20 protein-coding genes are annotated in these 24,030 nt (G+C 71.6%); 10 read left to right on the top strand and 10 right to left on the bottom strand.

The window, feature by feature from the left end:
- Positions 1-38 precede the first annotated feature (38 nt).
- Positions 39-1,721 (bottom strand): glycoside hydrolase family 13 protein, encoded by a 1,683-nt coding sequence (locus tag TR42_RS01950; RefSeq protein ID WP_042212565.1) that lies wholly within the window; start codon positions 1,719-1,721, stop codon positions 39-41.
- 312 nt (positions 1,722-2,033) lie between these two features.
- On the opposite strand from TR42_RS01950, the gene TR42_RS01945 reads away from it, so the two are divergent.
- Both TR42_RS01945 and TR42_RS01940 read left to right on the top strand, forming a co-directional pair.
- On the top strand, positions 2,034-2,735 hold the full coding sequence (locus TR42_RS01945; RefSeq protein WP_081953115.1) for a GTP cyclohydrolase II: 702 nt from the start codon (positions 2,034-2,036) through the stop codon (positions 2,733-2,735).
- A gap of 128 nt (positions 2,736-2,863) precedes the next feature.
- A complete protein-coding gene (locus TR42_RS01940; RefSeq protein ID WP_042212563.1) occupies positions 2,864-3,910 on the top strand; it encodes a T6SS phospholipase effector Tle1-like catalytic domain-containing protein in 1,047 nt (348 codons plus the stop codon).
- 9 nt (positions 3,911-3,919) lie between these two features.
- Here TR42_RS01940 and TR42_RS13995 read toward each other — a convergent pair whose 3' ends face one another.
- Positions 3,920-4,477, bottom strand: coding sequence for a pentapeptide repeat-containing protein (locus TR42_RS13995; RefSeq protein ID WP_052405504.1), 558 nt, complete (start codon positions 4,475-4,477; stop codon positions 3,920-3,922).
- A gap of 74 nt (positions 4,478-4,551) precedes the next feature.
- Positions 4,552-5,979: a basic amino acid/polyamine antiporter gene (locus tag TR42_RS01930; protein ID WP_042212562.1), complete on the bottom strand. Its 1,428-nt coding sequence runs from the start codon at positions 5,977-5,979 to the stop codon at positions 4,552-4,554.
- 212 nt (positions 5,980-6,191) lie between these two features.
- Between TR42_RS01930 and TR42_RS01925 the strand changes: the two genes are divergently transcribed.
- Positions 6,192-7,715 (top strand): M28 family metallopeptidase, encoded by a 1,524-nt coding sequence (locus TR42_RS01925; protein ID WP_074789088.1) that lies wholly within the window; start codon positions 6,192-6,194, stop codon positions 7,713-7,715.
- Positions 7,716-7,867: 152 nt separating this feature from the next.
- Positions 7,868-8,290: a hypothetical protein gene (locus tag TR42_RS01920; protein ID WP_042212560.1), complete on the top strand. Its 423-nt coding sequence runs from the start codon at positions 7,868-7,870 to the stop codon at positions 8,288-8,290.
- On the opposite strand, the gene TR42_RS01915 is transcribed toward TR42_RS01920, so the two are convergent.
- The gene (locus tag TR42_RS01915; protein WP_042212559.1) at positions 8,287-8,850 is read right to left on the bottom strand and encodes a TetR/AcrR family transcriptional regulator; all 564 of its coding nucleotides are present in this window, start codon (positions 8,848-8,850) and stop codon (positions 8,287-8,289) included. The two genes, TR42_RS01920 and TR42_RS01915, sit on opposite strands and share 4 nt — an antisense overlap.
- Positions 8,851-9,096: 246 nt before the next feature.
- Here TR42_RS01915 and TR42_RS01910 point away from each other — a divergent pair, with 246 nt between their 5' ends.
- Positions 9,097-10,575, top strand: a complete 1,479-nt coding sequence (locus TR42_RS01910; protein ID WP_042212557.1) for an MFS transporter — start codon at positions 9,097-9,099, stop codon at positions 10,573-10,575.
- Positions 10,576-10,660: 85 nt separating this feature from the next.
- On the opposite strand, the gene TR42_RS01905 is transcribed toward TR42_RS01910, so the two are convergent.
- From TR42_RS01905 to glnA, 3 genes are all read right to left on the bottom strand, one after another.
- Complete coding sequence (locus TR42_RS01905) at positions 10,661-11,359, bottom strand: GntR family transcriptional regulator (protein ID WP_042212555.1); 699 nt, start codon at positions 11,357-11,359, stop codon at positions 10,661-10,663.
- A gap of 90 nt (positions 11,360-11,449) precedes the next feature.
- Positions 11,450-14,107, bottom strand: coding sequence for a UvrD-helicase domain-containing protein (locus TR42_RS01900; RefSeq protein ID WP_042212553.1), 2,658 nt, complete (start codon positions 14,105-14,107; stop codon positions 11,450-11,452).
- Between the two features lie 129 nt (positions 14,108-14,236).
- Complete coding sequence (gene glnA, locus TR42_RS01895) at positions 14,237-15,670, bottom strand: type I glutamate--ammonia ligase (RefSeq protein WP_042212552.1); 1,434 nt, start codon at positions 15,668-15,670, stop codon at positions 14,237-14,239.
- 188 nt (positions 15,671-15,858) lie between these two features.
- Here glnA and TR42_RS01890 point away from each other — a divergent pair, with 188 nt between their 5' ends.
- The 3 genes from TR42_RS01890 (at position 15,859) to TR42_RS01880 (ending at position 18,491) form a co-directional block, all read left to right on the top strand.
- Entirely contained in the window at positions 15,859-16,302 is a 444-nt protein-coding gene (locus TR42_RS01890) for an RDD family protein (protein WP_052405502.1), read from the top strand.
- Positions 16,299-16,943, top strand: a complete 645-nt coding sequence (locus TR42_RS01885; RefSeq protein ID WP_042212549.1) for an HAD-IA family hydrolase — start codon at positions 16,299-16,301, stop codon at positions 16,941-16,943. Before TR42_RS01890 ends, TR42_RS01885 begins: the two co-directional genes overlap by 4 nt.
- 168 nt (positions 16,944-17,111) lie before the next feature.
- Positions 17,112-18,491 (top strand): hypothetical protein, encoded by a 1,380-nt coding sequence (locus tag TR42_RS01880; RefSeq protein WP_074789085.1) that lies wholly within the window; start codon positions 17,112-17,114, stop codon positions 18,489-18,491.
- A gap of 77 nt (positions 18,492-18,568) precedes the next feature.
- Here the strand turns inward: TR42_RS01880 and TR42_RS01875 are convergent, their stop codons facing one another.
- The 3 genes from TR42_RS01875 to lipB all read right to left on the bottom strand — a co-directional run bounded on the left by TR42_RS01875 (position 18,569) and on the right by lipB (position 21,040).
- Positions 18,569-19,273 carry a DUF4191 domain-containing protein gene (locus TR42_RS01875; protein ID WP_042212547.1) on the bottom strand — a complete coding sequence of 235 codons (705 nt, stop codon included), beginning with the start codon at positions 19,271-19,273 and terminating at the stop codon, positions 18,569-18,571.
- Between the two features lie 61 nt (positions 19,274-19,334).
- Complete coding sequence (lipA, locus tag TR42_RS01870) at positions 19,335-20,351, bottom strand: lipoyl synthase (protein WP_042212545.1); 1,017 nt, start codon at positions 20,349-20,351, stop codon at positions 19,335-19,337.
- Positions 20,348-21,040 (bottom strand): lipoyl(octanoyl) transferase LipB, encoded by a 693-nt coding sequence (lipB, locus tag TR42_RS01865; RefSeq protein ID WP_042212927.1) that lies wholly within the window; start codon positions 21,038-21,040, stop codon positions 20,348-20,350. Before lipB ends, lipA begins: the two co-directional genes overlap by 4 nt.
- A gap of 65 nt (positions 21,041-21,105) precedes the next feature.
- Here lipB and TR42_RS01860 point away from each other — a divergent pair, with 65 nt between their 5' ends.
- Entirely contained in the window at positions 21,106-23,295 is a 2,190-nt protein-coding gene (locus TR42_RS01860; protein ID WP_236623296.1) for an MMPL family transporter, read from the top strand.
- Between the two features lie 50 nt (positions 23,296-23,345).
- The coding region (locus TR42_RS01855; protein ID WP_042212544.1) for a protein kinase domain-containing protein at positions 23,346-24,030 on the top strand (685 nt) is incomplete at its 3' end.

The raw sequence follows: 24,030 nt of genomic DNA, 5'->3' as shown, positions 1-24,030 counted from the left end.
GTCGCCGCGGTGCCGGGTCGCCCGTACCTGCGGGAATCCTACCCGCGCACCCGCACCCACACGGTCGCATCGGCCTCGAGCGCGCCGTCCACGAGAGGCGCGGAGGACACGAGCACGTCGTCCTCGACGGGGACCGGGTCGCCGCTCACGTTCGCGATGACGCGCACGTCGCCGACGCGGTGCATGAGCACGCCCTCGGGCGCCTCCTCCCACGTGACGGTGCCGGTGCCCGTTCCAAGGCCGTGCTCGTGACGCAGGCGCAGCGCGGCGCGGTACATCTCGAGCGTCGAGCCCTCGACGCCGGCCTGCGCGTCGCGCGCGAGCGTGCCGTACACCGCGGGCTGGGGGAGCCACGCGTCGCCGGAGGGGGAGAATCCGAAGGCCGGCGCATCGGCCTCCCAGGGGAGCGGGACGCGGCAGCCGTCACGGCCGTAGCGCTCGCCCTCGGTGCGGAACCACGTCGGGTCCTGACGGGCGTCGTCAGGGATGTCGATCGCCTCGGGCAGGCCGAGCTCCTCGCCCTGGTAGAGGTACGCGCCGCCGGGCAGCGACAGCATGAAGAGCGAGGCGGCGCGGGCGCGACGGATGCCCTCCTCGACGTCGGGGAGGCCGGGGCTCGCCGGGCCGATTCCGTGGCCCTGCGGAGTGTCCTTGCCCAGCGCGAGGCGGGTCGCGTGGCGGATCATGTCGTGGTTGGACAGCACCCAGGTGCTGGGCGCGCCCACCGCGCCGAAGGTCGCGATCGAGTCGTCGACCACCTCGCGCAGCTCGGTGGCGTCCCAGTGCGCCTCCATGTAGCCGAAGTTGAAGGTCTGGTGCATCTCGTCCGGACGCACCCAGTTCGCCATGAAGTCGAGCGGGTACACCCAGGCCTCGGCCGCGAGGATGCGCTCGCCCTCGTACTCGTCGACCACCGTGCGCCACCGGCGCCACACCTCGTGGACGCCGTCCTGCGCCCAGTACGGCGACTGGGTCGCGGCACCGCCGCCCATCGACGCCTCGTCGTCGTCCTGGACGAAGTCGGGAAGGCCCTCGGCCTTGATGAGGCCGTGCGCGACGTCCACGCGGAAGCCGTCGACGCCGCGGTCGAGCCAGAAGCGCAGGATGTCGTCGAACTCGGCGCGGACCTCCTCGAGCTCCCAGTTGAAGTCGGGCTGCGAGCTGTCGAAGATGTGCAGGTACCACTGGCCCGGCGTACCGTCGGGCTCGGTCACGCGGGTCCACATCGGCCCGCCGAAGACGGACTCCCAGTTGTTCGGGGGCAGCTCGCCGTGCTCGCCCTTGCCGTCGCGGAAGATGTAGCGCTCGCGCTCCTGCGAGCCCGGGCCCGCCGCCAGCGCGGCCTGGAACCACTCGTGCTGGTCGCTCGAGTGGTTGGGCACGATGTCCGCGATGACGCGCAGGCCCAGCTCGTGTGCGCGCGCCACCATCGCGTCGAAGTCGGCGAGCGTGCCGAACAGCGGGTCCACGTCGCGGAAGTCGGAGACGTCGTAGCCGGCGTCCTTCTGCGGGGAGCGGTAGAACGGGGACAGCCAGATCGCGTCGACGCCGAGGTCCTTAAGGCTCTCGAGGCGCTGGGTGATGCCGCCCAGATCGCCCACGCCCGAGCCGCTCGAGTCGGCGAACGAGCGCGGGTAGATCTGATAGATCACCGAGGAGCGCCACCACTCGGTGCGCTGGGCGGCTGCGGTGGCGGGGGCGGCGGCGACGGTGTGGGCCACGGTGTCCTCTCGGTCATGCGGTAGCGGCCGCGCGCGGGAGGCGAAGCGGCGATTGCCGCCCAATGTAAGCGGTTACATGGCGGGCGCGCAAACCGGGCCGGTGCGTCCCGAGCCGGCCGCACGGTCCCGCGGTTCGGACCCTCGCGCGATCGGGTCCCCACGTCCCTGTGTTGCATGGGTGCGCGTTCTGCCGCTGAACCGTGCACCCATGCACCACCGGGGCGCTCGGACGCCGGGAATCACCGCGTCACGGCGGTTGTTGCGTCACCCAACGCGCCCGCGCCCGGGCGCGCGAGACCTCAGGAGGCTGCCATGACCACGATCTGCCCCAGCCGCCGTGCCGCCGCGGACGATGCCGTCCTGCCCGAGCCGCTCGACCCGCCGGTCGCGACGGTCCGCACCGCCGTGACGGTGCCGCTGCGCTTCGCCGACGGCTACGCGACCACGGCGCGCGTCATGACCTTCGAGGGCCTGGTCGACGGCAAGGAGCACCTCGCGCTCGGGCTCGGGGACTGGGAGGGCGCGCTCGCCCGCGCGGAGGCCGGAGGCGAGGCGCCCCTGGTGCGCCCGCACTCCGAGTGCCTCACCGGCGACGTGCTCGGCTCGGAGCGATGCGACTGCGGGACGCAGCTGCGGGAGGCCGTGGCCCGGATCGAGGAGGCGGGCGGGTTCCTGCTGTACCTGCGCCAGGAGGGCCGCGGCATCGGCCTCTACGCGAAGCTCGACGCCTATGCGCTCCAGGACGCCGGGCTGGACACGTACGAGGCGAACGTCGCGCTCGGCCACGGCGAGGACGAGCGTAACTACGCCCCGGCGGCGCAGATGCTCGCGGCCGTCGGCGCCGACCGCATCCGGCTGCTGAGCAACAACCCCGACAAGGCGGCGCAGCTCGAGGTGCTCGGCATCGCCGTGGAGCAGCGCGTCCCCACCGACGTGCACCTCACCGACGCGAACGCCCGCTACCTCGCGGCCAAGGTCGAGCACACCGCGCACACCCTCGCGCTCCCGTTCTGAGCCGCGCATCCGCGCACCAGCCCGCACCAGGGCGTTGACCGTTCCGCGCGGTTGACACCGCTCGGCGCGCGGGAGTCGAATGGTCGGGTGAGGCCGCGTCCCCGCGGGCTCCGAGGGGGGAGGGCGCGATGAAGCGCATCGTGGTGCTGTGCGACGGCACGTGGAGCAGGGCCGACCAGAAGAACGCGACCAACATCGCCACGCTCAAGAAGAGCATCCCGGACGTCGCCGCCGACGGGATCGAGCAGAAGGTCGGCTACGACGAGGGGGTCGGCGTCGTCGGCGCCATGGTCACCCGGCTGGCCGGGGGCGCCTTCGGGTGGGGGCTGTCCCAGAACGTGCGCGACGGCTACGCGCACGTGGTGAAGCACTACGAGCACGGCGACGACGTGTTCCTGTTCGGCTACAGCCGCGGGGCCTACACGGCGCGCAGCCTCGCGGGCTTCATCAGGAACGTCGGGGTGATCACGACCGAAGGTCGTGACGAGGACCAGGTGAAGGCGCTCATCGACGAGGCGTACGCCCTCTACCGTGACCCGGCGCCTGAGGCGCATCCCAACGGCGAGAAGGCCGTGGCGTTCCGCAAGGAGCACTCCCACCCGGACTTCGGGATCCGGTTCATCGGCGTCTTCGACACGGTCGGATCGCTCGGCATCCCCGGCTTCGACAACCCGTTGATCAGGCGCCTCAACAAGAAGTGGGGCTTCCACGACACGGACCTGTCCTCGACGGTCAAGGCGGCCTTCCACGCGCTCGCGATCGACGAGCAGCGCAAGACCTTCGCCCCCACGCTGTGGAAGATCCCGCAGGATGCGCCGGATCAGGTCGCCGAGCAGGTGTGGTTCGCCGGCGGCCACTCCAACGTGGGCGGCGGGCACCCGGATCGCGGCCTCTCCGACATCGCGCTGCGATGGATCGGTGCGAAGGCGGCAGGCCAGGGCCTCGACACAGGCCTGGGCGCGCTCCCGGGGAAGGCGGTCGACGGCGGGCTCGGCGTGGGACGGGTGGGCGTGTTCAAGGTCTGGCGGCCGCTGCATCGCCTGATCGCCCTCACGCGCGGCCCGGACCAGGCCGTCGCCTCCACGGCCAAGGAGCGCTTCGACCAGAACCCGGACTACCGCCCGCCGAGGCTCAAGCCGGCGCTCGACGGCGGCATCGACGTGGTGCCCGTGTAGCCGGGCGGGTCAGTCGTCGTCCTCGTCGCCGACCGCGAGCGAGGTCAGAAGCGCGTCGGCGCCCAGGGGAGGGTCGCCGGCGTCGTAGGTCGCGCCGTCCGCGATCGCCTGGGTGAGGTCCGCGCCCGAGAGATCGGCGCCGCTGAGATCCGCGTCCGACAGGTTCGCCTCCGCGAGCGCCGCGCCCGTGAGCACGGCTCCGCTGAGGTCCGCGCCGGAGAGGTCCGCCTCGGACAGGTCGGCGCCGGACAGGTCGGTCTCCTTGAGCTCGGCGCCCGCGAGGACGGCGTCGGAGAGGTCGGCGCCGGACAGGTCCAGCCCGCTCAGCTGCGCGTCGGCCAGGTACAGCGCGGAGAACGGGAGGATGTCGCGGTCGGCCATGACCGCCTGCCGCACGAACAGCGAGTTCCCGAGCGACTCGTCGCGGGCGTTGCGGGCGTCCTCGCGCATCTGGTCGACCACGTAGAGCGCGAGCGACACGATCATGCCGAGCACCAGGCTGCCGATCGCCTGGAGGATCAGCTCGTCGCGGTGACGGCTGAAGAAGCCGGGAGGTGTCGTTTCCATGGCGCGTCCTTCGATCCGGGTGACCCGAACCTAACCGCGCATCGTGCTGCTGCCAGGCCGGACGCGCCGCGCCGCTAGATGCTGAGCCAGCCCGTGGCGAGGCCCACCGCGCCCACGGCGGCCGCCGCGAGCGACACCGCGAGGATGATGCTCTCGCGCGGGCTGAACCATCGGCGACCCTGCTCGCGCCTCACCATGATGAACAGGATCGACGCGGGGGCGTAGATGATCGCGGACACCAGCACGAACGTCAGCCCGGCCGCGAACAGCAGGAACGCCACGTACGCGGTCGTGAGGATCCCGAGCGCCAGCTCCCGCCGTCGGGACCGGGCCTCGTCATAGCCGTCGCGCAGGGCCGCGATCTTCAGCAGGTACCCGGCCGCGAAGAGGAACGGGATGAGCGACAGCGCGCTCGTGAGGTCGACCATGAAGTTGACGGCGTCGGCGGAGACCAGGACCACCAGCAGCACCCCCTGCGTGAGCCACGAGGTGGTGAGGAGGGCCGCGACCGGCACGTCGCGGCTCGACTGCCGGGCGAGGAACCGCGGCATGTCCCCGTCCTTGGCGGCCACGAAGAGCAGCTCCGCGGCGATCATCGTCCACGCGAGGTACGCGCCCAGGATCGACACGATGAGCCCCACGCTGACGAAGACCGAGCCCCAGCCCCCGACCGCAGCCTCGAGCACGCCCGCCATCGACGGCTGGCGCAGCTCCGCCATCTCGGCGACCGGCATGATCCCGTAGGACACCATCGTGACCGAGGCGAAGATCGCGAACACGCTCAGGTAGCCGAGGACCGTCGCGCGGCCCACGTCCTCGCGCCGCTTGGCGTGCCGCGAGTACACGCTCGCGCCCTCGACGCCGAGAAAGACGAAGACCATGACGAGCATCGTCGCCTTGACCTGGTCGAACAGCGGCTCACCGCCCTGTCCGGACATGTTGTCGGCGAACACCTGGGGATCGACGTAGAAGAGCGCGATCACGATGAAGACCAGGATGGGCACCAGCTTCGCGAAGGTGACGATGCGGTTGATCGCGGCCGCCTCCCTCACGCCCTGGCGGACCAGCAGGTAGAAGCCCCACAGCCCCGCGGTCGACAGCGCGACCGCGAGGATGGTGTCGCCCTCGCCCAGCGCCGGGAACAGCCCGCCGAGCGTCGACATGATGAGCACCCAGAAGGCGACGTTGCCCACGCAGGTGGTCGCCCAGTAGCCGAAGGCGGAGAAGAAGCCGAGGTACTCGCCGAAGCCCGCCTTCGCGTACGCGTAGATGCCCGCGTCGAGGTGCGGCTTGCGGTTCGAGAGGGCCTGGAACATCAGCGCGAGGGTGAGCGTGCCGGCTCCCGCGATGGTCCACGCGATGAGCGCGCCGCTCACGCCGGTCGCGGCGGCGAAGCGCTGGGGGAGGGTGAAGACGCCCGCGCCCACCATGGTGCCGACCACCATCGTGGTCATGGTGAGCAGCGACAGCTTGACCGGCGCGCGCTCGGGTGATCCCGCCATCGGCCCTCCTCCCTCCCGCAAGAAACGTAGCAAGGCCAGGGACGATGCGCCGGGTGAGGGGCCGCGTGCGGACGGCTGCGCGCTGCGGGGGAGCGAGCGGTCGCGAATGCGGTGAGAGACGCAGGATTCGTGTGAAATGTCAGGTTCCCTGGGCACGATCGCCGCGTTGCGCCTACGGTGCACTTACGGCTGAGGTGACGAAAGGGGAGGAAATGCACAGGAAGAGACTGGCGACACTGGGGCTCCTGGCGTGCGGCGCGACCATCATGGTCGCGCCTGCTGCGTCTGCGGGCCCGAAGTCGTGCGACACCCGGGTCAACAACACCGTCGAGAAGCTGCTGGAGTGCGTGTCAGGCGAGGGAGCCTTCACGCACCTGGCGGCGTTCCAGGCGATCGCGGATGCCAACGGCGGCACCCGCGCGTCGAGCACCCCGGGCTACGACGCCTCGGTGGCGTACGTGGCGGGCGTCATGGAGGACGCCGGCTACGACGTCTCGATCGAGCCGTTCACGTTCGACTACTTCGAGGAGCTCACACCGGCGACGCTTGAGCAGACCAGCCCGAACCCGACGACCTACGAGTACTTCGGGGAGCCCGGCTTCGCCACGATGGAGTACTCGGGCTCGGGGACCGTCACGGCGACGGCGGAGACCGTCGACGTCATGGTGCCCGCCGCGCCGGACGCCAACACGTCGACCTCGGGCTGCGAGTCCGCCGACTTCGCGGGCTTCACCGCGGGGAACATCGCGGTGGTGCAGCGCGGCTCGTGCAGCTTCTACCTCAAGGCTGCGAACGCCGAGGCGGCGGGTGCCTCTGCCGTGATCATCTTCAACGAGGGTCAGCCGGGACGGGAGTCCAACTTCCTGGGCACGCTCGGCGGCGTCGGCGTGGGGATCCCTGTGGTCGGCGCGTCGTACTCGATCGGCGAGGAGCTGTACGACAACCCGGGCACCGAGCTGCGGATCATCGTCGACGCGCTCACCGAGACCCGGGAGACGTCGAACGTCATCGCGGAGTCGAAGTGGGGCGACCCCGGCAACGTGGTGATGGCGGGAGCGCACCTCGACTCGGTCCCCGAGGGGCCGGGCGTCAACGACAACGGCTCGGGCTCGGCCGCGATCCTCGAGGTCGCGGAGAACCTGGCCAAGGTCAAGACGACGAACAAGGTGCGCTTCGCATGGTGGGGCGCCGAGGAGTCCGGGCTCATCGGCTCGTACGAGTACGCCTACTCGCTCACCGATGAGGAGATCGAGGACATCGCGCTGTACCTCAACTTCGACATGGTCGGCTCGCCGAACTACATGTACGGCATCTATGACGGCGACGGCTCGGACTTCGGGCTCGAGGGCCCGCCGGGATCCGACGTCATCGAGGCGACCTTCCAGGAGTACTACGAGTCGATCGGCATGCCGTTCCAGGCCACCGAGTTCTCCGGGCGCTCGGACTATGCGGGCTTCATCGACGTGGGCATCCCCGCGGGCGGCCTGTTCACCGGTGCCGAGGGCATCAAGACGGCCGACGAGGCGGCGCTGTACGGCGGCGTCGCGGGCGAGGCCTACGACCCGTGCTACCACTCGGCGTGCGACACCATCGACAACGTCAGCCGCGAGGCGATGGAGGTCAACACCGACGCGGTCGCTTACGCGACGCTCCAGTTCGCGATGAACACGGAGGCCGTCAACGGCGTCAAGGGCAAGGGCAACTTCAAGCCGAAGGGGCTGGTCGACGCGTCCTGATCCGCTAGGGACGCTGAGCAGGGGAGCGGCGCGGTCCTGCGGGACCGCGCCGCTTCCGCGTGCGCTCGCCGGCGACCGAGACGAGACTCTGGCGCCGGCGAGCCCCGGTGTGGGAGCATCCGAGCACGCGAGGCCGTGACCGGAGGTGGACGATGTGGGACGCGGTGCTCGGGCCGCTGATCGGCGAGGTCGTGCTCGGCCTGTTGGGGCTCGAGCCGAGCCCCCGGCAGATCGCGAAGCAGCGGGCGCGAGGCATCATCGTGGCGCATACGCGCTCCGCTTCGGGCAGGGTCGACGGGCTCAAGCCGTTCTGGGAGTCGAGGCCGCGCTGGCAGGTCGACGCGGGCGAGCTGCGCCGCCGGGAGCGGGTCATCGCCGTCGTGTCGGTCGACGAGGCCGCGCGGGTGCCGAGCGCGGTCGAGGAGCAGGTGATCGGCCCGTCCATGAGCGTCCTGACGCTGCGCACGCGCGACGCCGCGATCGAGATCGCGCTGTCGGTGGCCGATGCCGCGTGGCTCCGCGCGCGGCTCGCGGGAGAGCCGGCCGACTACGCCGTCGACCTGCTGGCGGATTAGGGAACCAGGTCCTCGGCGATCGCGAGGGCGGCGGACGCGCGCTCGTCGGCCGTGCCCCCCAGATCGTTGTCCGCCTTGTTGGCGATGAGCACGGTCATGATCGCCATGCGGATGCGCAGCCGGTCCTCGAGCGGTGCGTCCTCGGGCAGCGCCGCCTGCCACAGGCGCACCTTGAGATCGTGCACCAGCAGCGTGGTCGCGCCGAGGTTCCGCAGCGCGGCCTCGTTCTGCTGGACGCAGCGCATGACGTCCCCGGGGACCCCGCGGGTGATGTCGCCGAGGCGGTGGATCATCTCGAGCCGGCGCTCGCGCGTGGAGGGCTCGGCCTGCATCCACTCGACCAGGTGGTCGAGCTCCGTCGAGGCCTGGCCCAGCAGCGACTCGAGGATCTCGTCCTTGGTCTTGAAGTGGTAGTACAGCGCGGCCTTGGTGACGCCGAGGTCCTCGGCGATCTCGCGCAGCGAGGTCTGGTCGTAGCCGTTCTCGGTGAAGCGCTCGAGCGCGACCTCCTGGATGCGCTCGCGGGTGTCGCCGCGGCGGCGGGTGGGGGTCTCGGTCATCGCTTCCTCTCCGACGGTCCCGGGGGATTTCCGGGATTCGACTTGACGGCCGGCTAGTTCCAGCATAGCGTCCTAGTCGTAACTTACCGGGCGGCTAGGAAGTTCCGGCGGGCACATCGTCCCGTCGCCGTGCCGCCCACGACCCCGGCTCGTCCACGAGCCCCGGTCCCGCCCTCGCGGGCTCCTCGGCGACGCCGCCTCACCCCGGATCCGCCGCGCCTCGGCGCGTGCGCACGAAAGGCACCCATGGACACCACACCCGATCCCCGCCGCTGGTGGGGCCTCGGCGCGATCGCGCTGGCACAGCTGATGGTCGTGCTCGACATGACCATCGTCAACATCGCGCTCCCCACCGCCCAGGCGGACCTCGGCATCTCGGATGCCGACCGCCAGTGGGTCATCACCGCGTACACCCTCGCCTTCGGCGGGCTCCTGCTGCTCGGCGGCCGTCTCGGCGACGTCTTCGGCCGCAAGCGCACGCTCATCATCGGCCTGGTCGGCTTCGCCGTCGCCTCGGCCCTCGGCGGCGTCGCGCAGACCTTCGCGATGCTCCTCATCGCGCGTGCGCTCCAGGGCGTGTTCGCGGCGCTGCTCGCACCGGCCGCGCTCTCGATGCTCAACGTCACCTTCACCGAGCCCAAGGAGCGCGCGCGTGCGCTCGGGGTCTACGGCGCGGTCGCCGGCGGAGGCGCCGCGATCGGGCTGATCCTCGGCGGCGCGCTCACGCAGTACCTCGACTGGCGCTGGACGCTCATGGTGAACGTCCCCATCGCCGCGGTCGCCATCATCGGCGCGACCATGTTCCTGCGCGACCACGGCACCTCCGGCATCCGCACACGGCTCGACGTCCCCGGCGCGCTCCTCGCTACCGGCGGCGTGCTCGCCATCGTCTACGCGCTCAGCGAGGCCGAGCAGCACGGCTGGGGCTCGACGCTGGTGCTGTCGATGCTCGGTCTCGGCGCGGCCCTGCTCGCGCTCTTCGTCGTGGTCGAGCGACGCACCCCGCACGCGCTGCTCCCGCTCCATCTGCTGCGCGACCGCAACCGTGCGGGCGCCCTCGCGGCCGTGGGCCTCACCCAGATCGGGATGTTCGGCGTCTTCCTGTTCCTCACGTACTACATGCAGGGCATCCAGGGGTACTCGCCCCTCAAGACGGGTGTGGCCTTCCTGCCCATGGTGGTCGGCATGATGTCGGGCGCCGTCGGCATCTCGGCGCGCTTCCTGCCGCGGGTCGGGCCGCGTCGGCTCATGATCCCCGGCACGCTCATCGGCGCCGCGGCGCTGGCCTTCCTCACACAGATCGACGTCGGCTCGACCTACTGGCTCCACGTGTTCCCCGGCCTGCTCCTCCTGGGCCTCGGCATGGGCATGACCTTCATGCCGTCCATGGCGACGGCCACCGGCGGCGTGCGCGGGACCGACGCGGGCGTGGTGTCCGCGACGCTCAACACCACGCAGCAGGTGGGCGGGTCGATCGGCATCGCGCTGCTCAACACCGTGGCAGCGACCGTCACCACGAGCTGGATCACGGACAACGGCGCGACCACGCCCGCCGAGCTCGCCGAGGCCACCGTCCAGGGGTTCTCGACCGCGATGTGGATCTCGGTGGGCGCCGTGCTGCTGGCGACCGTCGCGGCGGTCACCCTGGTGCAGACGCGGCCCATGTCGGGCGGGGCTCACGCGGAGGAGCCCTCGGCGGTGGAGCCGGCGGCGGAGCCTGCCTGAGCGCCCCGACGCCTCAGGAGCGACCAAGAGCGCCCGTTCCCGCGAGGGGAGCGGGCGCTCTGCGTTCAGGGGAGGCCGCGCCTCGTCACGAGGCAGGCGGGAGCGCCGACGACGGCCGGTTCGCCTCGGGGCCGGCCTCGCCGCCCAGGCTGGCCGCGAGCAGCTCGCGCGCACGCGCCAGATGCTCCTCGAGCATCGCCGCGGCTCCGTCGGCGTCTCCCGCGGCGATGAGGTCGAGGATGCGCGCGTGCTCGGCGATGTTGGCGTCGGGGTCCAGCTGCGGATTGACCTGGAGACGGGCCATGCAGAGCCGCGTCTCGAAGGCCAGCGAGCGGTACACCGCGGAGGTGCGCTCGCTCCCGGCCGCGTCCACGAGGCTGGTGTGGAAACGCATATCGGGAGCGACCCTGCCCGGCGAGCGCTCCGCCCAGAGCGCGGTGAGCTGAGCGTTGGCCTCCCTGGCCTCTTCGGGGACGTGCCGCGTGCGCGCCAGCTCGCGCAGCACCGAGGACTCGAGACGTGCGCGCGTGCGATAGATGTCGCGCACGTCCTCGGGGCCCAGGGCGATCACGCGCGCGGTCCTGTAGTTGGCGCGGACCAGCACCTTCTCGCCCGTGAGACGGTCGATTGCGGCGCGAGCGCTCGCGCGCGCCACGTCGTAGCGCGTCGCGACCTCGAGCTCGGTCAGAGGCGTGCCGGGCGCGAGCTCGCCGCTGAGAACCTTGTGGCGCAGGTCCTCGACGAGCGCATCGACCACGCTCGTCACCATGATCTCCGGCTCCATGGCCGTTCCCCCTCAGCCCCTCGCGTCCGATGCGGCGGTGCCCCGCGCATCGTCTCCCGGCACTGTATCGGGTGCGTCCGCGCGACGGGCCTAGACCCTCGCGGTCTCGTGGCAGCGGGGGAACGTGCTGCAGCCGTAGAACTCGCCGTAGCGGCCGTCACGGCGGACCAGGGTGCCCTCGCCGCAGCCCGGGCACACCCGCACCTCGCCCGCAGGGACGCCGTCGGCATCGACGACCTCGACGTCCGGATCCTCGAGCAGCTCGAGCACGAACGGCGACTCGCGTCCGGTGACGGTGACGAGGGTGACGGTCTGTCGCGCGCGGGTGAGCGCGACGTAGAGCAGGCGGCGCTCCTCGGCGTGGCGGTAGGCGTCGCCGTCCGCCATCGCGAGCGTGAGCACCGGGTCGTCGGGGATGGTGCTGGGGAAGCCGTACGTGCCGCTGGTGACGTTGGGCAGGACGATGTGGTCCGCCTCGAGGCCCTTCGACCGGTGCACGGTGCGGAAGCGCACGTCCAGGCCGTCGAAGCGCCGCGCGGGCACGAGCTTCTGGTCGAAGCCGTAGCGTCCGAGCACGTCGACCGTCGTCCGCCCGGCGGCGGCCGGGCGGGACGATGCGGAGAGCCGCGCGAGGTGGGCCTCCACCGCGGCGGGCACCGCATCGTGCCGGGCCACCCGGACGACGGTGACGGGCGCACCGCCCGCGCCCCGGGCCGAGCGCACCGACTTGGTGATCTGCGCGGGGTTGCGCGACACGAACCGCCCCGCGACATCGGCCGTGGTCTGCGTGGTGCGGAACGTGGTCTGCAGCCTGCGGGTGAGCGCCGGTCCGAAGTAGGCGGCGAAGTCCGTCATGACCGAGAGGTCCGCGCCGGCGAAGCGGTTGATGGCCTGCCAGTCGTCGCCGACCGCCAGCAGATGCGTGCCGCGATCGCGCAGGAGCGCCTTGGTGAGGCGGGCGCGGGCCCGGCTGGTGTCCTGGAACTCGTCGACCATGACGAGGTCCCAGCGGGCGAGGCGTGGATCATGCTCGACCAGCGCGGCGGCCTGGAGGAGCATGTCGTCGAAGTCGACGGTGCGGGTCGCCTCGAGCTCGGACTGCCACGCGTCGTGGATGCGCCAGTACAGGTCGACGAAGAGCCGCGTGCGCGCGGTGTCGAAGGCGGGGTTGGCCGCGACGCGGTCGCGCAGGCTCTCGCGGGTGACGGCGCCGGACTTCACATGCGACATGAAGGTGCGCATGAGCCGTGCGAGACGCTCGTGCTCGAGGGGCTCGGCGCCCGGCAGCGGTCGATCGGGGTTCCAGTCGAGGGCGACGCCGTGGCGCTCGAGGTCCCGCGCGAGGGCCTCGAAGCCGCTGTGGTCCATGATCGAGTGCCACGCGGTCTCCACGAGCGCCGTCCCGTGGTCCGCGTGCACCTTGCGCTTCCACGCCATGACGTCGCCGTAGCCGCGCACGTCCTCGACCGGGGAGCCGTCGGCGCGGACGGACCAGTGCTCGTGCCAGACGCCCGCGGCGGGGTAGTGGAACGAGGCGCGGTAGCGGCCGTGCGCGTGGTCCGCGACGTTGCGCGGATACGGCTCGTCGTAGCGGTAGTCGACCCCGTGGAGGAACAGCCAGTCAGCGACGAGCCGCTCGTCCTCGCTGCGGACGGTCTCGCCGCGGTACGTGCCGAAGCCGGCACGCTTGGCCGTCGGATCGTACGAGTCTGGCTCGCCGCCGTCCGCCGCTGCGGAGACCTTCCCGTAGAGCAGGCGGAACAGGTCCCACTTGAAGCGGAAGTCGAGGTCCTGGTCGCGCAGCCGGTCGACGATCTCCTGGACCTTCTCGACGTCGCGGCCTCCCTCGACCCACGGCGCGATGCGCGGCTTGCGGCCGGTCGCCTCGCCGATGAGCGCGAGCCCGAACGAGTGGAAAGTGCTCGCCTTGAGGCCCGCGTGGGGCAGCCCCAGCGCCCCGAGGCGCGAGTCGACGCGCTCCTGGAGCTCCTTCGCCGCATCCGCGTTGAAGGCCAGCATGAGGACGCGCTCGGGTCGCACGAAGCCGCGGCGGATCGCGTAGGCGGCGCGCGCGACCATCACCGAGGTCTTGCCGGAACCGGCGGCGGCGATGACGCGGACCCTGTTGTCGTGGCTGATGACGGCGCGTGCCTGCTCCTCGGTGAGCGGCGACTTCTCGACGCGGGCGAAGAACGGCCGGCCGGTGGCGAGCTCGCGCCTGAGGATCTCGTCGTTCGCGCGGCTCACCTGGGCGAGGTGATCCTGCGCGAGGAAGGCGAGGGCCGTGCGCTCCTCGGGCGAGAGGAGCGTCTCGAGGCCACCTCGCTCGGCCGGGGTGAGGAGCGCGAGCACGTCCGCGTGGCGGGGGAGACCCGCGAGGATCGCGGCGGCGTCGTCGTGGGCGATCCACCGCTGCTTGCGGACGCGCGTCGCGAGCAGGCGCTCGAAGTACGGCCGACGCTCGGCGGCGAGCAGCAGCGCGCCGCGGAGCTTCCCGCGGGTGACGATGCGTGCGACGGCTTCGGTGATCTCCGAGGCGTCGCGGCCGGTGAGGCCGGGCAGCCGGCGCGCGGGCGCGTCGTCCGTCGCTGCGACGGTGAGAGCGCGGCGCGGGCCCAGCCGGGAGACGCCGATACGTGCGGCCTCGAGACCGTCGAAGGTCTCCGTGCGGCCGTCCGCCGCGAGGGTCAGGCGGGTGCCGTCGCACGTGAGCGTCCAGCCGGTGCGACCGGTCCACGTCTGAGGCATCCGCCTATCCTGCCGCAGCCGGGCGGGCTCGCCGCGCGCGCCTCGCGGGCCGGGGCGCGAAGGCTGCAGGAGAAGGCCGAAGGCCCGCCCCGCGCGATGCGGGACGGGCCTTCGGGTGAGCGCTAGGACTTAGCAGTCGTAGTAGAGCTCGAACTCGTGCGGGTGCGGACGGAAGCGCAGCGGGTCGATCTCCTGCGTGCGCTTGAGGTCGATCCACATCTCGATGAGGTCCTCGGTGAACACGCCACCCTCGGTGAGGAAGCCGTGGTCCGACTCGAGGGCGTCGAGCACCTTGGGGAGCGAGTCCGGGACCTGAGCGATCTGAGCGTGCTCCTCCGGGGGCAGCTCGTACAGGTCCTTGTCGACCGGGGCCGGCGGTTCGATGCGGTTCTTGATGCCGTCGATGCCGGCCATCAGGAGCGCCGCGAACGCGAGGTACGGGTTCGACGACGGGTCGGGCGCGCGGAACTCGATGCGCTTGGCCTTCGGGTTCGAACCGGTGATCGGGATGCGGACCGCGGCGGAGCGGTTACGCGCCGAGTACACCAGGTTGACCGGGGCCTCGTAGCCCGGCACGAGGCGGTGGTACGAGTTCACGGTCGGGTTGGTGAAGGCCAGCAGCGACGGCGCGTGCTTGAGGATTCCACCGATGTACCAGCGGGCGATGTCCGAGAGGCCGCCGTAGCCGGACTCGTCGTAGAACAGCGGCTCGCCGTTCTTCCAGATCGACTGGTGGACGTGCATGCCCGAGCCGTTGTCGCCGAAGAGCGGCTTCGGCATGAAGGTGACGGTCTTGCCGTGCTTCCACGCCACGTTCTTGACGACGTACTTGAACTTCTGGATGTCGTCGCCCGCGTGCAGCAGCGTGTTGAAGCGGTAGTTGATCTCCTGCTGGCCGGCGGTGCCCACCTCGTGGTGCGCGCGCTCGAGCTCGAGGCCGACCTCGCCGAGGACCTTGCACATCTCGTCGCGGATGTCGGCGAACTGGTCACCGGGGGAGACGGGGAAGTAGCCGCCCTTGTAGCGCGTCTTGTAGCCGCGGTTGGGGGTGCCGTCCGCCTCGAACTCCTTGCCGGTGTTCCACCAGGCCTCGGAGGACTCGATGTGGTAGTAGCCCTCGTTCTGCGCGGTGTCGAAGCGCACCGAGTCGAAGATGAAGAACTCGGCCTCGGGCGCGAAGAACGCGGTGTCGCCGATGCCGGTCGACTTCAGGTACTCGACAGCCTTCGCCGCGATGTTGCGGGGGTCGCGCGAGTAGGGCTCGTTCGTGAACGGGTCCACGATCGAGAAGTTGATGACCAGGGTCTTGGCCTTGCGGAACGGGTCGATGAACGCGGTGGCGACGTCCGGCAGCAGCTTCATGTCGGACTCGTTGATCGCCTGGAAGCCGCGGATCGACGAACCGTCGAACATCGCTCCCTCGGTGAACACGTCCTCGGTGAACTGCGACGCGGGGATGTTGAAGTGCTGCATCTGACCGGGAAGGTCGCAGAAACGGATGTCGACGAACTCGACGCCCTCATTCTTCACATACTCGATCGCCTCGTTGGCGTCTTTGAACATCCGGTACTCCTTGAATACGTGGACAGGCCTGCACTGGCACCTCACACCCTAGGGGCGAAGCGTTGCCCGCAAATACACGGAATGTTTCCGGGGTGTTACATGTGGCACCCCATGGCGCGTGGTAATCCACGACCGGCGCACGATGCGCCCGCGGGGGAGCAGGGGTCGTGTCCCGTTACGCTTCTGGGGTGACCGAGCAGACCGAGCAGACCGCTCCGACCACCCCTTCCGCGCACGTCCCGCGCCGCCTCGGCGGCATCGCGATCGACTGGGCGCTGTGCCTGCTGATCTCGTCGGCGTTCTTCCCGGATCCCGAGTACCTCGGGAGCGGGGTCACCGCCGTCGAGCGCGCGCTGCTCGCGGGCGTGCCGTTCGCGACGCTCGCCGTCTGGGCGGTCCAGCACCTCGTGCTCGTCGCGACGCTGGGGAGCACGGTCGGCCACCGCATCGTCGGGCTGCGCGTGGTGCGCGAGGACGGTGCCCCTGCGGTGGGGCTCACCAAGGCCGCCATCCGTACCGCGCTGCTCGCCCTCGTTATCCCGGCGGTCGTCTGGGGGCCGGATGCGCGCGGCCTCCACGACCGTCTTGCGGGCACCCGCATCGTGCGCCTGGGCGCGGGGGAGGACGCATGACCTCGCTCGAGGCCGCGGGGGTGCTGCTCGACATGGACGGCACGCTCATCGACTCGACCGCCACCGTCGACGTGGTGTGGGGCGACTTCGCCCGTCAGGCCGGGTTCGACGTCGACGAGGTGCTCGCGCACGTCCACGGCGTCCCCGCGCGCGCGACGCTCCGTCGCTTCCTCGGCGAGGACGCGGACATCGAGCCGTGGTTCGCGCAGATCTCGGAGTGGGAGAACGAGCGCTTCGACGCCGACGTCGAGATCCCCGGCGCGGTCGCGGCGGTGCATGCCCTCCCGGCCGGCCGATGGGCCGTGGTGACCTCTGCGATCCGGGACGCCGCGGTGCGCCGCATGGCGCGTCTGGGCTTCCCCGCGCTCGAGGTGCTCATCGCGGCGGAGGACGTCGAGCACGGCAAGCCCGACCCCGAGCCGTACCGCCGCGGCGCCGACGCGCTCGGCGCGGACCCCGAGGACTGCGTGGTCTTCGAGGACTCCGACGCGGGGGTGCGCGCGGGCCTCGCGGCCGGTGCGCGCGTCATCGTGGTCGGCGACCTCGCGACGCCGGCGACGCGGGGGCTCCCGCGCGTCGCGGACATGCGCGGTGTGAGCTTCGCCGCGAGCCCGGCGGGCGTCACCATCTCCCTCGGCTGAGGCCTCCGCTCAGGCGCGACGGCACCAGCGTCTCGGCTGCCAGCGAACTCTCAGCGACCTCCGAGCCCGCTCCGACACTGCGCTCCTAGCGTCGCAGGTAGGAGGCCCGATGGCGGGTCCTCGTGCGATGCGGGGATCGAGCGCCGGGCCACGGAGAAGGGGGTTCTCATGCTCACCCGTACCCGGTTCGGCGTCGGTCTCGCGGCGATGGCGCTCGCCCTCACCGCGTGCAGCGGTACCAGCGGCGCGTCGGCGTCGGCCGAGGCGTCTGACGCGACGCTCGCCGCGGCGTCCGGCGACGAGGCGCCTCCGGGCGACGGCGCGCCGCCGGACGGCGAGGCCCCGGGGGACGGCGCCGCGCCCGGAGGGGGCGCGGAGGTCGACACCGGCACCGGCGCCTACGTCCTCGCCGACGGCGAGACCCTCGACGGCGGCACGTACAGCTCGGAGGGGGACGACGAGAACGCGATCCGCGCCGAGGGGGACATCTCCGCAGCGCTCGAGAGCGTCACGGTCGAGAAGACAGGGGGAGGCTCCTCCAGCTCCGACGCCTCGAGTTTCTACGGGCTGAACGCCGCCATCCTCGCGCTCGACGGCGCCGACCTCACCATCGACGGCGGCACCGTCACCGCGACCGCCGAGGGCGCCAACGGGGTCTTGGCCTACGGCGGCACCATCACCATCTCCGACACGGTCATCGACGTGTCCGGCGGGAACGCCGGCGGCATCGAGGTCGCCGGCGGCGGGACGCTGTACGCGACCGACCTCACGGTGAACGCGACCGTCAAGGCGGCGATCCGCAGCGACCGTGGCGGCGGGACCCTCGTGGTCGAGGGGGGCACGTACACGACGAGCGGCAGCACCGGGGCCCCGGCGATCTACAGCACCGCGGACATCTCCGTGAGCGACGCGACCCTGGTGTCCGAGGATTCCGAGGCGGTGGTGGTCGAGGGGCTCAACTCGGTGTCGATCACCGACTCCGACGTCACCGGCGCGATGAGCGCCTCCGCCGACGGCGGCGCGGACGAGCAGCTGCAGAACGTCATGCTCTACCAGTCCATGTCGGGCGATGCCGAGGAGGGCACGAGCAGCTTCACCATGAGCGGCGGCAGCCTCACCTCGCTCAGCGGCGACATGTTCTACGTCACCAACACGGACGCCGTCATCTCGCTCAGCGGCGTCGCCCTCACCCTCGCTGACGGCACCGACCTCCTGGTGGTGGCGGGCAACGACGGCTCGCGCGGCTGGGGCACCGAGGGCGCGAACGGCGGCACCGCCACGGTGGACCTTGCGGGGCAGAGTGCGAGCGGGGACATCGTGGTCGACGAGATCTCCGAGCTGACCCTGTCCCTCACGGGCGGCAGCGACTACACGGGCGCGGTCAACCCGGACGGCACCGCGGCTGCGGCGCTCGCCGTGGACCTCGACGCGAGCAGCACGTGGACCCTCACGGGCGACAGCTACGTCACGGCCCTCACCGGCAGCCTGGACGGCATCGACCTCGACGGGTACAGCCTCTACGTCGACGGCGCGCTCTATACGCCCTAGGCCCGAGCGATCCCGGAGACGCGACGACCCCCCTGCCGCGATGCAAGCGGCAGGGGGGTCGTCGGACGAGAGTCGGCTCAGCGCCCGCGCATGCCCTTGCGGTCCGGGCGGGCGCGCACCGGGTCGATGCCCTTGGGCATCGGGGGCTTGGCGCCGCCGATCGCCTTGAGGCGCGCCTCGACCTTGGGACGGTCGTTGCGGCCGAGCGCCTTCTTGGTCTTGCGGATCGCCTTGTTGAGGTCCGGCAGCGGGACCTCGCCCTCGCCGCGACCGACGTAGATGATGGAGACCGGAACACCGGGCACCAGCTTCTCGATGCGCTTCTTGGCCTGCGTCGCGGGCTTGCGTGCGGCCGAGCCGCCCTCGGCGAGCAGGACGATGCCGCCCTTGCCGACGCCCTGGAACACCACGGCCGCGCCGCGCGCGTCCATGTTGACGGGGTTGTCCTGGAAGCTCCAGCCGGTGCGGATCGACTGCGCCACGGCGAGGGAGCCGCCGGTCTGACCCTCCATGCGGGCGTACGCCGTGCGCTCGAAGCGACGCGTGAGGAACCACATCGCGAGCAGGGCCGCCGTGAGGACGCCGAAGATCGACGTGTAGATGATGGCCGCGACGCCGCCGATGAGCAGGCCGACCACCACGAAGATCGCGATGGTCCCGATGAGGATCGCGAGGATGCCGGGCAGGAGCTGCTTGTCCTGCGGGGCGGTCATCTTGTACGCCTGAATGATCAGGTGGTACCAGCGCTGCTTCTTGGGCTTCGGTGCGTCGTTCTTCGCCATGATGCGGACAGTCTAGTGGCAGGCGGGCGGGGCGCCAGGACCCCGCGTCGCGACGGCCGCGTCAGCCGAGCTCGGGACGCGCCTTGAGCAGCGCGGAGGCCTCCTGGCGCGACTCGGTCGCCTCGCCGAGATGGGCGAGCGACGCGGGGATCTCGCGACCCTTGCGCTTCATCGCCTGGCCCCAGAGACGGCCGGCGCGGTACGACGAGCGCACGAGCGGGCCCGACATGACGCCCAGGAACCCGATCTCCTCGGCGATGTCCGAGAGCTCCACGAACTCCTGCGGCTTGACCCAGCGGTCCACCGGGTGGTGGCGGGGGGAGGGGCGCAGGTACTGCGTGATGGTGATGAGGTCGCAGCCCGCGGCGTGCAGGTCGCGCAGCGCCTCGACGGCCTCGTCGAACGTCTCGCCCATGCCGAGGATGAGGTTCGACTTGGTCACCAGGCCGTCCTCCTGGGCCGCGGTGAGCACGGACAGCGAACGGTCGTAGCGGAAGCCCGGGCGGATGCGCTTGAACACGCTGGGCACGGTCTCAAGGTTGTGCGCGAGGACCTCGGGGCGCGAGGAGAACACCTCGGCGAGCTGGTCGGGGTCCGCATTGAAGTCGGGGATGAGGAGCTCGACGCCCACGCCGGGGTTGAGCGTGTGGATCTGGCGCACGGTCTCCGCGTAGAGCCACGCGCCGCCGTCCTCGAGGTCGTCGCGCGCCACACCGGTGACCGTCGAGTACTTGAGGCCCATCTGCTGCACCGACTCCGCGACGCGGCGCGGCTCGTCGGCGTCGAACGCGGCCGGCTTGCCGGTGTCGATCTGGCAGAAGTCGCAGCGGCGCGTGCACTGGTCGCCGCCGATGAGGAACGTCGCCTCGCGGTCCTCCCAGCACTCGAAGATGTTGGGGCAGCCCGCCTCCTCGCACACCGTGTGCAGGCCGCCGGTCTTCACCAGGCCCTTGAGGTCCTGGTACTCGGGGCCCATGGTCGCCTTGGTGCGGATCCACTCGGGCTTGCGCTCGATGGGGACGGCGGCGTTGCGAGCCTCGACGCGCAGCATCTTGCGGCCCTCGGGTGCGATGGTCACACGGGCTCCTTCGTGGGGAGGTTCGACGATGCGCCGGTGGGCGCCTGCGCCCACCTTACGTCGGCGAGGGCGGCTTCCAGGAATCGCACCGTGGGCTCGACGGCCTCGGCGAGCGGGACGTCGCGTCCCAGCTCGGCCGCGAGGGACGTGACGTCGGCGTCCGAGATCCCGCACGGGACGATGCGATCGAACCACCCGAGGTCGGGCGTGCAGTTGAGCGCGAAGCCGTGCATCGTCACGCCCTTGGCGACACGCACGCCGATCGCGCAGATTTTCCGCTCGCGGCGCTTCTCCGTCGCCGGCAGCCACACGCCCGAGCGGTCCTCGACCCGGATGGTCTCGATCCCGAACGAGGTGCACACGTCCATGACAGCCTGCTCGAGGTGGCGCACGTAGCGCACCACGTCGACCGGCTCCGCGAGACGCACGATCGGGTAGCCGACCAGCTGGCCCGGCCCGTGCCACGTGATGCGGCCGCCGCGGTCGACGTCGATCACCGGCGTGCCGTCCACCGGTCGGTCCCAGGCGGCGGTGCGCTTGCCCGCGGTGTAGACGGGCTCGTGCTCGACCAGGAGCAGCGTGTCCTCGGCCTCACCCGCGACCACCTGCGCGTGGATCTCGCGCTGGAGATCCCAGGCCTCCTGATACGGGACGAGGCGTGTGCCGAGGTCGAGGGGGACGATTCGCATCCCAGGATGGTAACTCTTGGCGGGGAACGGGAATAAGGTCCCGGGTTTGCGCGATCATTACCCACGTGAACATCAGATCCTGGGCACGTCCCCTGCTCATCGTCCTTGTCATCTTCGCGTGGCTCTCCATCGGCGGCGCCGGCGGCCAGACCTTCGGCAAGCTGTCGGAGGTCCAGGAGAACGACTCCGCCGCGTTCCTTCCGTCGAGCGCCGAGTCGACCGAGGCGGCCGACGCGCACGCCGAGTTCGCGCCGACCGAGTCCGTCCCCGCGCTCCTCGCCGTCGAGGGCACGCCCGCGGACCTCGCCACCGTGCAGGCCTTCGTCGACGGCGCCCTCGACCGTCCGCTCGAGGGCGACCCCGAGGGTCGCACCGTGGGCGACGTCACGCTCACCGGCCCTCAGGGCCAGGGCCCGACTGCGGTGCCGTCCGAGGACGGCGAGGCGATCCTCGTCTCGCTCGCGGTCGACGCCGAGGTCTTCGACGAGTCCGCCGGGGAGGACTCGGTCGGCCAGCTGTACGTCGACACCCTGCGCACCGCGTGGGAGGAGGCCGAGACCGGCCTCACCGGCTACGTCACCGGCCCGGCCGGACTGGTCGCCGACCTCGTCGAGGCCTTCGGCGGCATCGACGGCATCCTGCTGCTCGTCGCGCTCGGCGTCGTCCTGGTGATCCTGCTCATCGTGTACCGCAGCCCCGTGCTGCCGTTCCTCGTGCTCGCGACGTCGATGCTCGCGCTCACCGGCGCGATCATCGCGGTGTACGCCATGGCGAACGCCGACGTCCTCACGCTCAACGGCCAGAGCCAGGGCATCATGTTCATCCTCGTGGTCGGCGCGACCACGGACTACGCGCTGCTGCTCGTCGCCCGCTACCGCGAGGAGCTGCTGCGGATCCAGTCGCCGTACTCGGCGCTCGCCCACGCGTGGAAGCGGTCGCTCGAGCCCATCGCGGCCTCCGCGGGCACCGTGGTGCTCGGCCTGCTCGTGCTGCTGCTGAGCGATCTCAAGTCCAACGCCGCGCTCGGCCCGGCCGGAGCGATCGGCATCGCCGCATCGTTCCTCGCGGCGCTCACGCTGCTGCCCGCGCTGCTGCTCATCGGCGGCAAGCACGCCCGCGGCGTGTTCTGGCCGGCGATGCCGCGCTACCGCGGCGACGAGGCGCATGAGGCCGAGGAGACCATCGAGGCCGTCGAGCGTCGCGCCGGCGTGTGGGGACGGGTGTCGCGCTCCGTGAGCGCGCGTCCGCGTCTCGTGTGGGTCGCGGCCGCACTGGGCCTCCTGCTGTTCGCGGCCTTCGTGCCCACCTTCAAGTCGGGCGGCCTGGGCGAGCGCGACATCTTCACCGCCGAGACGGAGTCGGTCACCGGCTTCGAGTTCCTGGAGCAGCACTTCGACGCGGGCGCCACGTCGCCCATCCGGGTCATCACGGCGGAGGGCTCGTCGCAGGAGGTGCTCGACGCGGTGAGCGGCATCGAGGGCGTCACCCAGGCCGCGGTGCTCACCCCGTCGGTGGCCGCGGGCGCGCCGGCCGGAGCGGTGCCGAACGAGGAGCCGATCGTGGTCGACGGCCGGGTCGAGATCGACGCCGTGACCCAGGTCTCGGCGTCGTCCGCCGAGGCGCTCGACATCGTCGCGGACGTGCGCGAGGCCGTGCACGCGGTCGACGCAGAGGCGCTCGTGGGCGGTCAGGCGGCGGAGTCGCTCGACACGCGCCTCACGTCCGAGCGGGACCTGAGGATCATCCTCCCGACCATCCTCGCGGTGATCCTCGTGGTGCTCATGCTGCTGCTGCGCTCGATCCTCGCGCCGGTGCTCATCATCGTCGCGAACGTGCTGAGCTTCGCGGCGACCATGGGCCTGTCCGCGCTCGTGTTCAACCACGTGCTCGGCTTCCCCGGGACCGACCCGTCCGTGCCGCTGCTGGGCTTCGTGTTCCTCGTGGCGCTCGGCGTCGACTACTCGATCTTCCTCATGTCGAGGGCGCGCGAGGAGTCGCTGCAGCACGGGGCGCGTCAGGGCATCCGCCGCGCGCTGGCGGTCACCGGCGGCGTCATCACGTCGGCGGGCATCGTGCTGGCCGCGACCTTCGCGGCGCTGGGCGTGATCCCGCTGATCTTCCTCGCGCAGATCGCGTTCATCGTCGCCGCGGGCGTGCTCATCGACACGTTCGTCGTGCGGTCGCTCCTGGTGCCCGGGCTCATCGGGGACATCGGCGGGCGCGCGTGGTGGCCGTCGAAGCGGATCACCGACTGACCCCTGTGGACAACGCACCCCTCCCTCGTCGCTGATGCGACGGTGGAGGGGTGCGTCATGTCACCCCGCTCCGGCTCGACCGGGTCGCGCGCGCCGTCGGCTCGGGCGACCGTGACGAGCGGCTCGCCCGGGAGCGCGTCGCCGCGCTGAGCGAGCTGACGCACCCGGGCCTGTGCGTCCCCCTCGACGTGGTGCGCGAGGACGATGCGGTGGTGGTCTGCAGCCCCCGGGTGCCGGGCGTGACGCTGGAGGACGCAGGCCGGTGCGCGGACCCAGGGGAGTGGGTGTGGCTGGTCGTCGGCATCGCCGAGGCGCTCGCCGCGCTGCACGCGTCAGGGCTGACGCACGGCGACATCGCCCCGGCGAACGTGATGATCGCGCGAGCGCCGGTGCTGGTCGACCTCGTGGGTCCGTCGCTCGGGCACGAGCGCGGCACGCCCGGCTTCGCGGCCCCGGAGCGGGCGGCCGGAGGCCCGCCCAGCGCTGCCGACGATGTGCATGCGCTCGGTGCGGTCGCGCTGGCGGCGGCGCCGGAGGGTTTCCGGAGCGACGCCGAGGCCTGGATGGCGCCGCTGCTCGCGCGCGATCCCTCGGTACGGCCCGCGGCGGCCGCGGTCGCGCGTGGGCTCGTCCGCTGCGCCGAGCCGCAGCCCTGGCGTCCTGACGCCGCGGTGGAGCGCGAGTCCGGGTCCGCGGTCGCCGACGCGCGGACCCAGCGCGCGCCCGGTGCGTGGC

Origin of the sequence: Demequina mangrovi, assembly GCF_000759715.1 — a bacterium.
GTDB lineage: Bacteria > Actinomycetota > Actinomycetes > Actinomycetales > Demequinaceae > Demequina > Demequina mangrovi.
This window is presented reverse-complemented; position numbering and strand designations above follow the sequence as displayed.

Coding starts and splice junctions, on each gene's coding strand:
- TR42_RS01880 (WP_074789085.1), top strand. CDS start 17,112: ATGCTCACCCGTACCCGGTTCGGCGTCGGTCTCGCGGCGATGGCGCTC.
- lipB (WP_042212927.1), bottom strand. CDS start 21,040: ATGCGAATCGTCCCCCTCGACCTCGGCACACGCCTCGTCCCGTATCAG.
- TR42_RS01910 (WP_042212557.1), top strand. CDS start 9,097: ATGGACACCACACCCGATCCCCGCCGCTGGTGGGGCCTCGGCGCGATC.
- TR42_RS01875 (WP_042212547.1), bottom strand. CDS start 19,273: ATGGCGAAGAACGACGCACCGAAGCCCAAGAAGCAGCGCTGGTACCAC.
- TR42_RS01885 (WP_042212549.1), top strand. CDS start 16,299: ATGACCTCGCTCGAGGCCGCGGGGGTGCTGCTCGACATGGACGGCACG.
- TR42_RS01920 (WP_042212560.1), top strand. CDS start 7,868: ATGTGGGACGCGGTGCTCGGGCCGCTGATCGGCGAGGTCGTGCTCGGC.
- TR42_RS01905 (WP_042212555.1), bottom strand. CDS start 11,359: ATGGAGCCGGAGATCATGGTGACGAGCGTGGTCGATGCGCTCGTCGAG.
- TR42_RS01945 (WP_081953115.1), top strand. CDS start 2,034: ATGACCACGATCTGCCCCAGCCGCCGTGCCGCCGCGGACGATGCCGTC.
- TR42_RS13995 (WP_052405504.1), bottom strand. CDS start 4,477: ATGGAAACGACACCTCCCGGCTTCTTCAGCCGTCACCGCGACGAGCTG.
- TR42_RS01925 (WP_074789088.1), top strand. CDS start 6,192: ATGCACAGGAAGAGACTGGCGACACTGGGGCTCCTGGCGTGCGGCGCG.
- glnA (WP_042212552.1), bottom strand. CDS start 15,670: ATGTTCAAAGACGCCAACGAGGCGATCGAGTATGTGAAGAATGAGGGC.
- TR42_RS01930 (WP_042212562.1), bottom strand. CDS start 5,979: ATGGCGGGATCACCCGAGCGCGCGCCGGTCAAGCTGTCGCTGCTCACC.
- TR42_RS01940 (WP_042212563.1), top strand. CDS start 2,864: ATGAAGCGCATCGTGGTGCTGTGCGACGGCACGTGGAGCAGGGCCGAC.
- TR42_RS01915 (WP_042212559.1), bottom strand. CDS start 8,850: ATGACCGAGACCCCCACCCGCCGCCGCGGCGACACCCGCGAGCGCATC.
- TR42_RS01900 (WP_042212553.1), bottom strand. CDS start 14,107: ATGCCTCAGACGTGGACCGGTCGCACCGGCTGGACGCTCACGTGCGAC.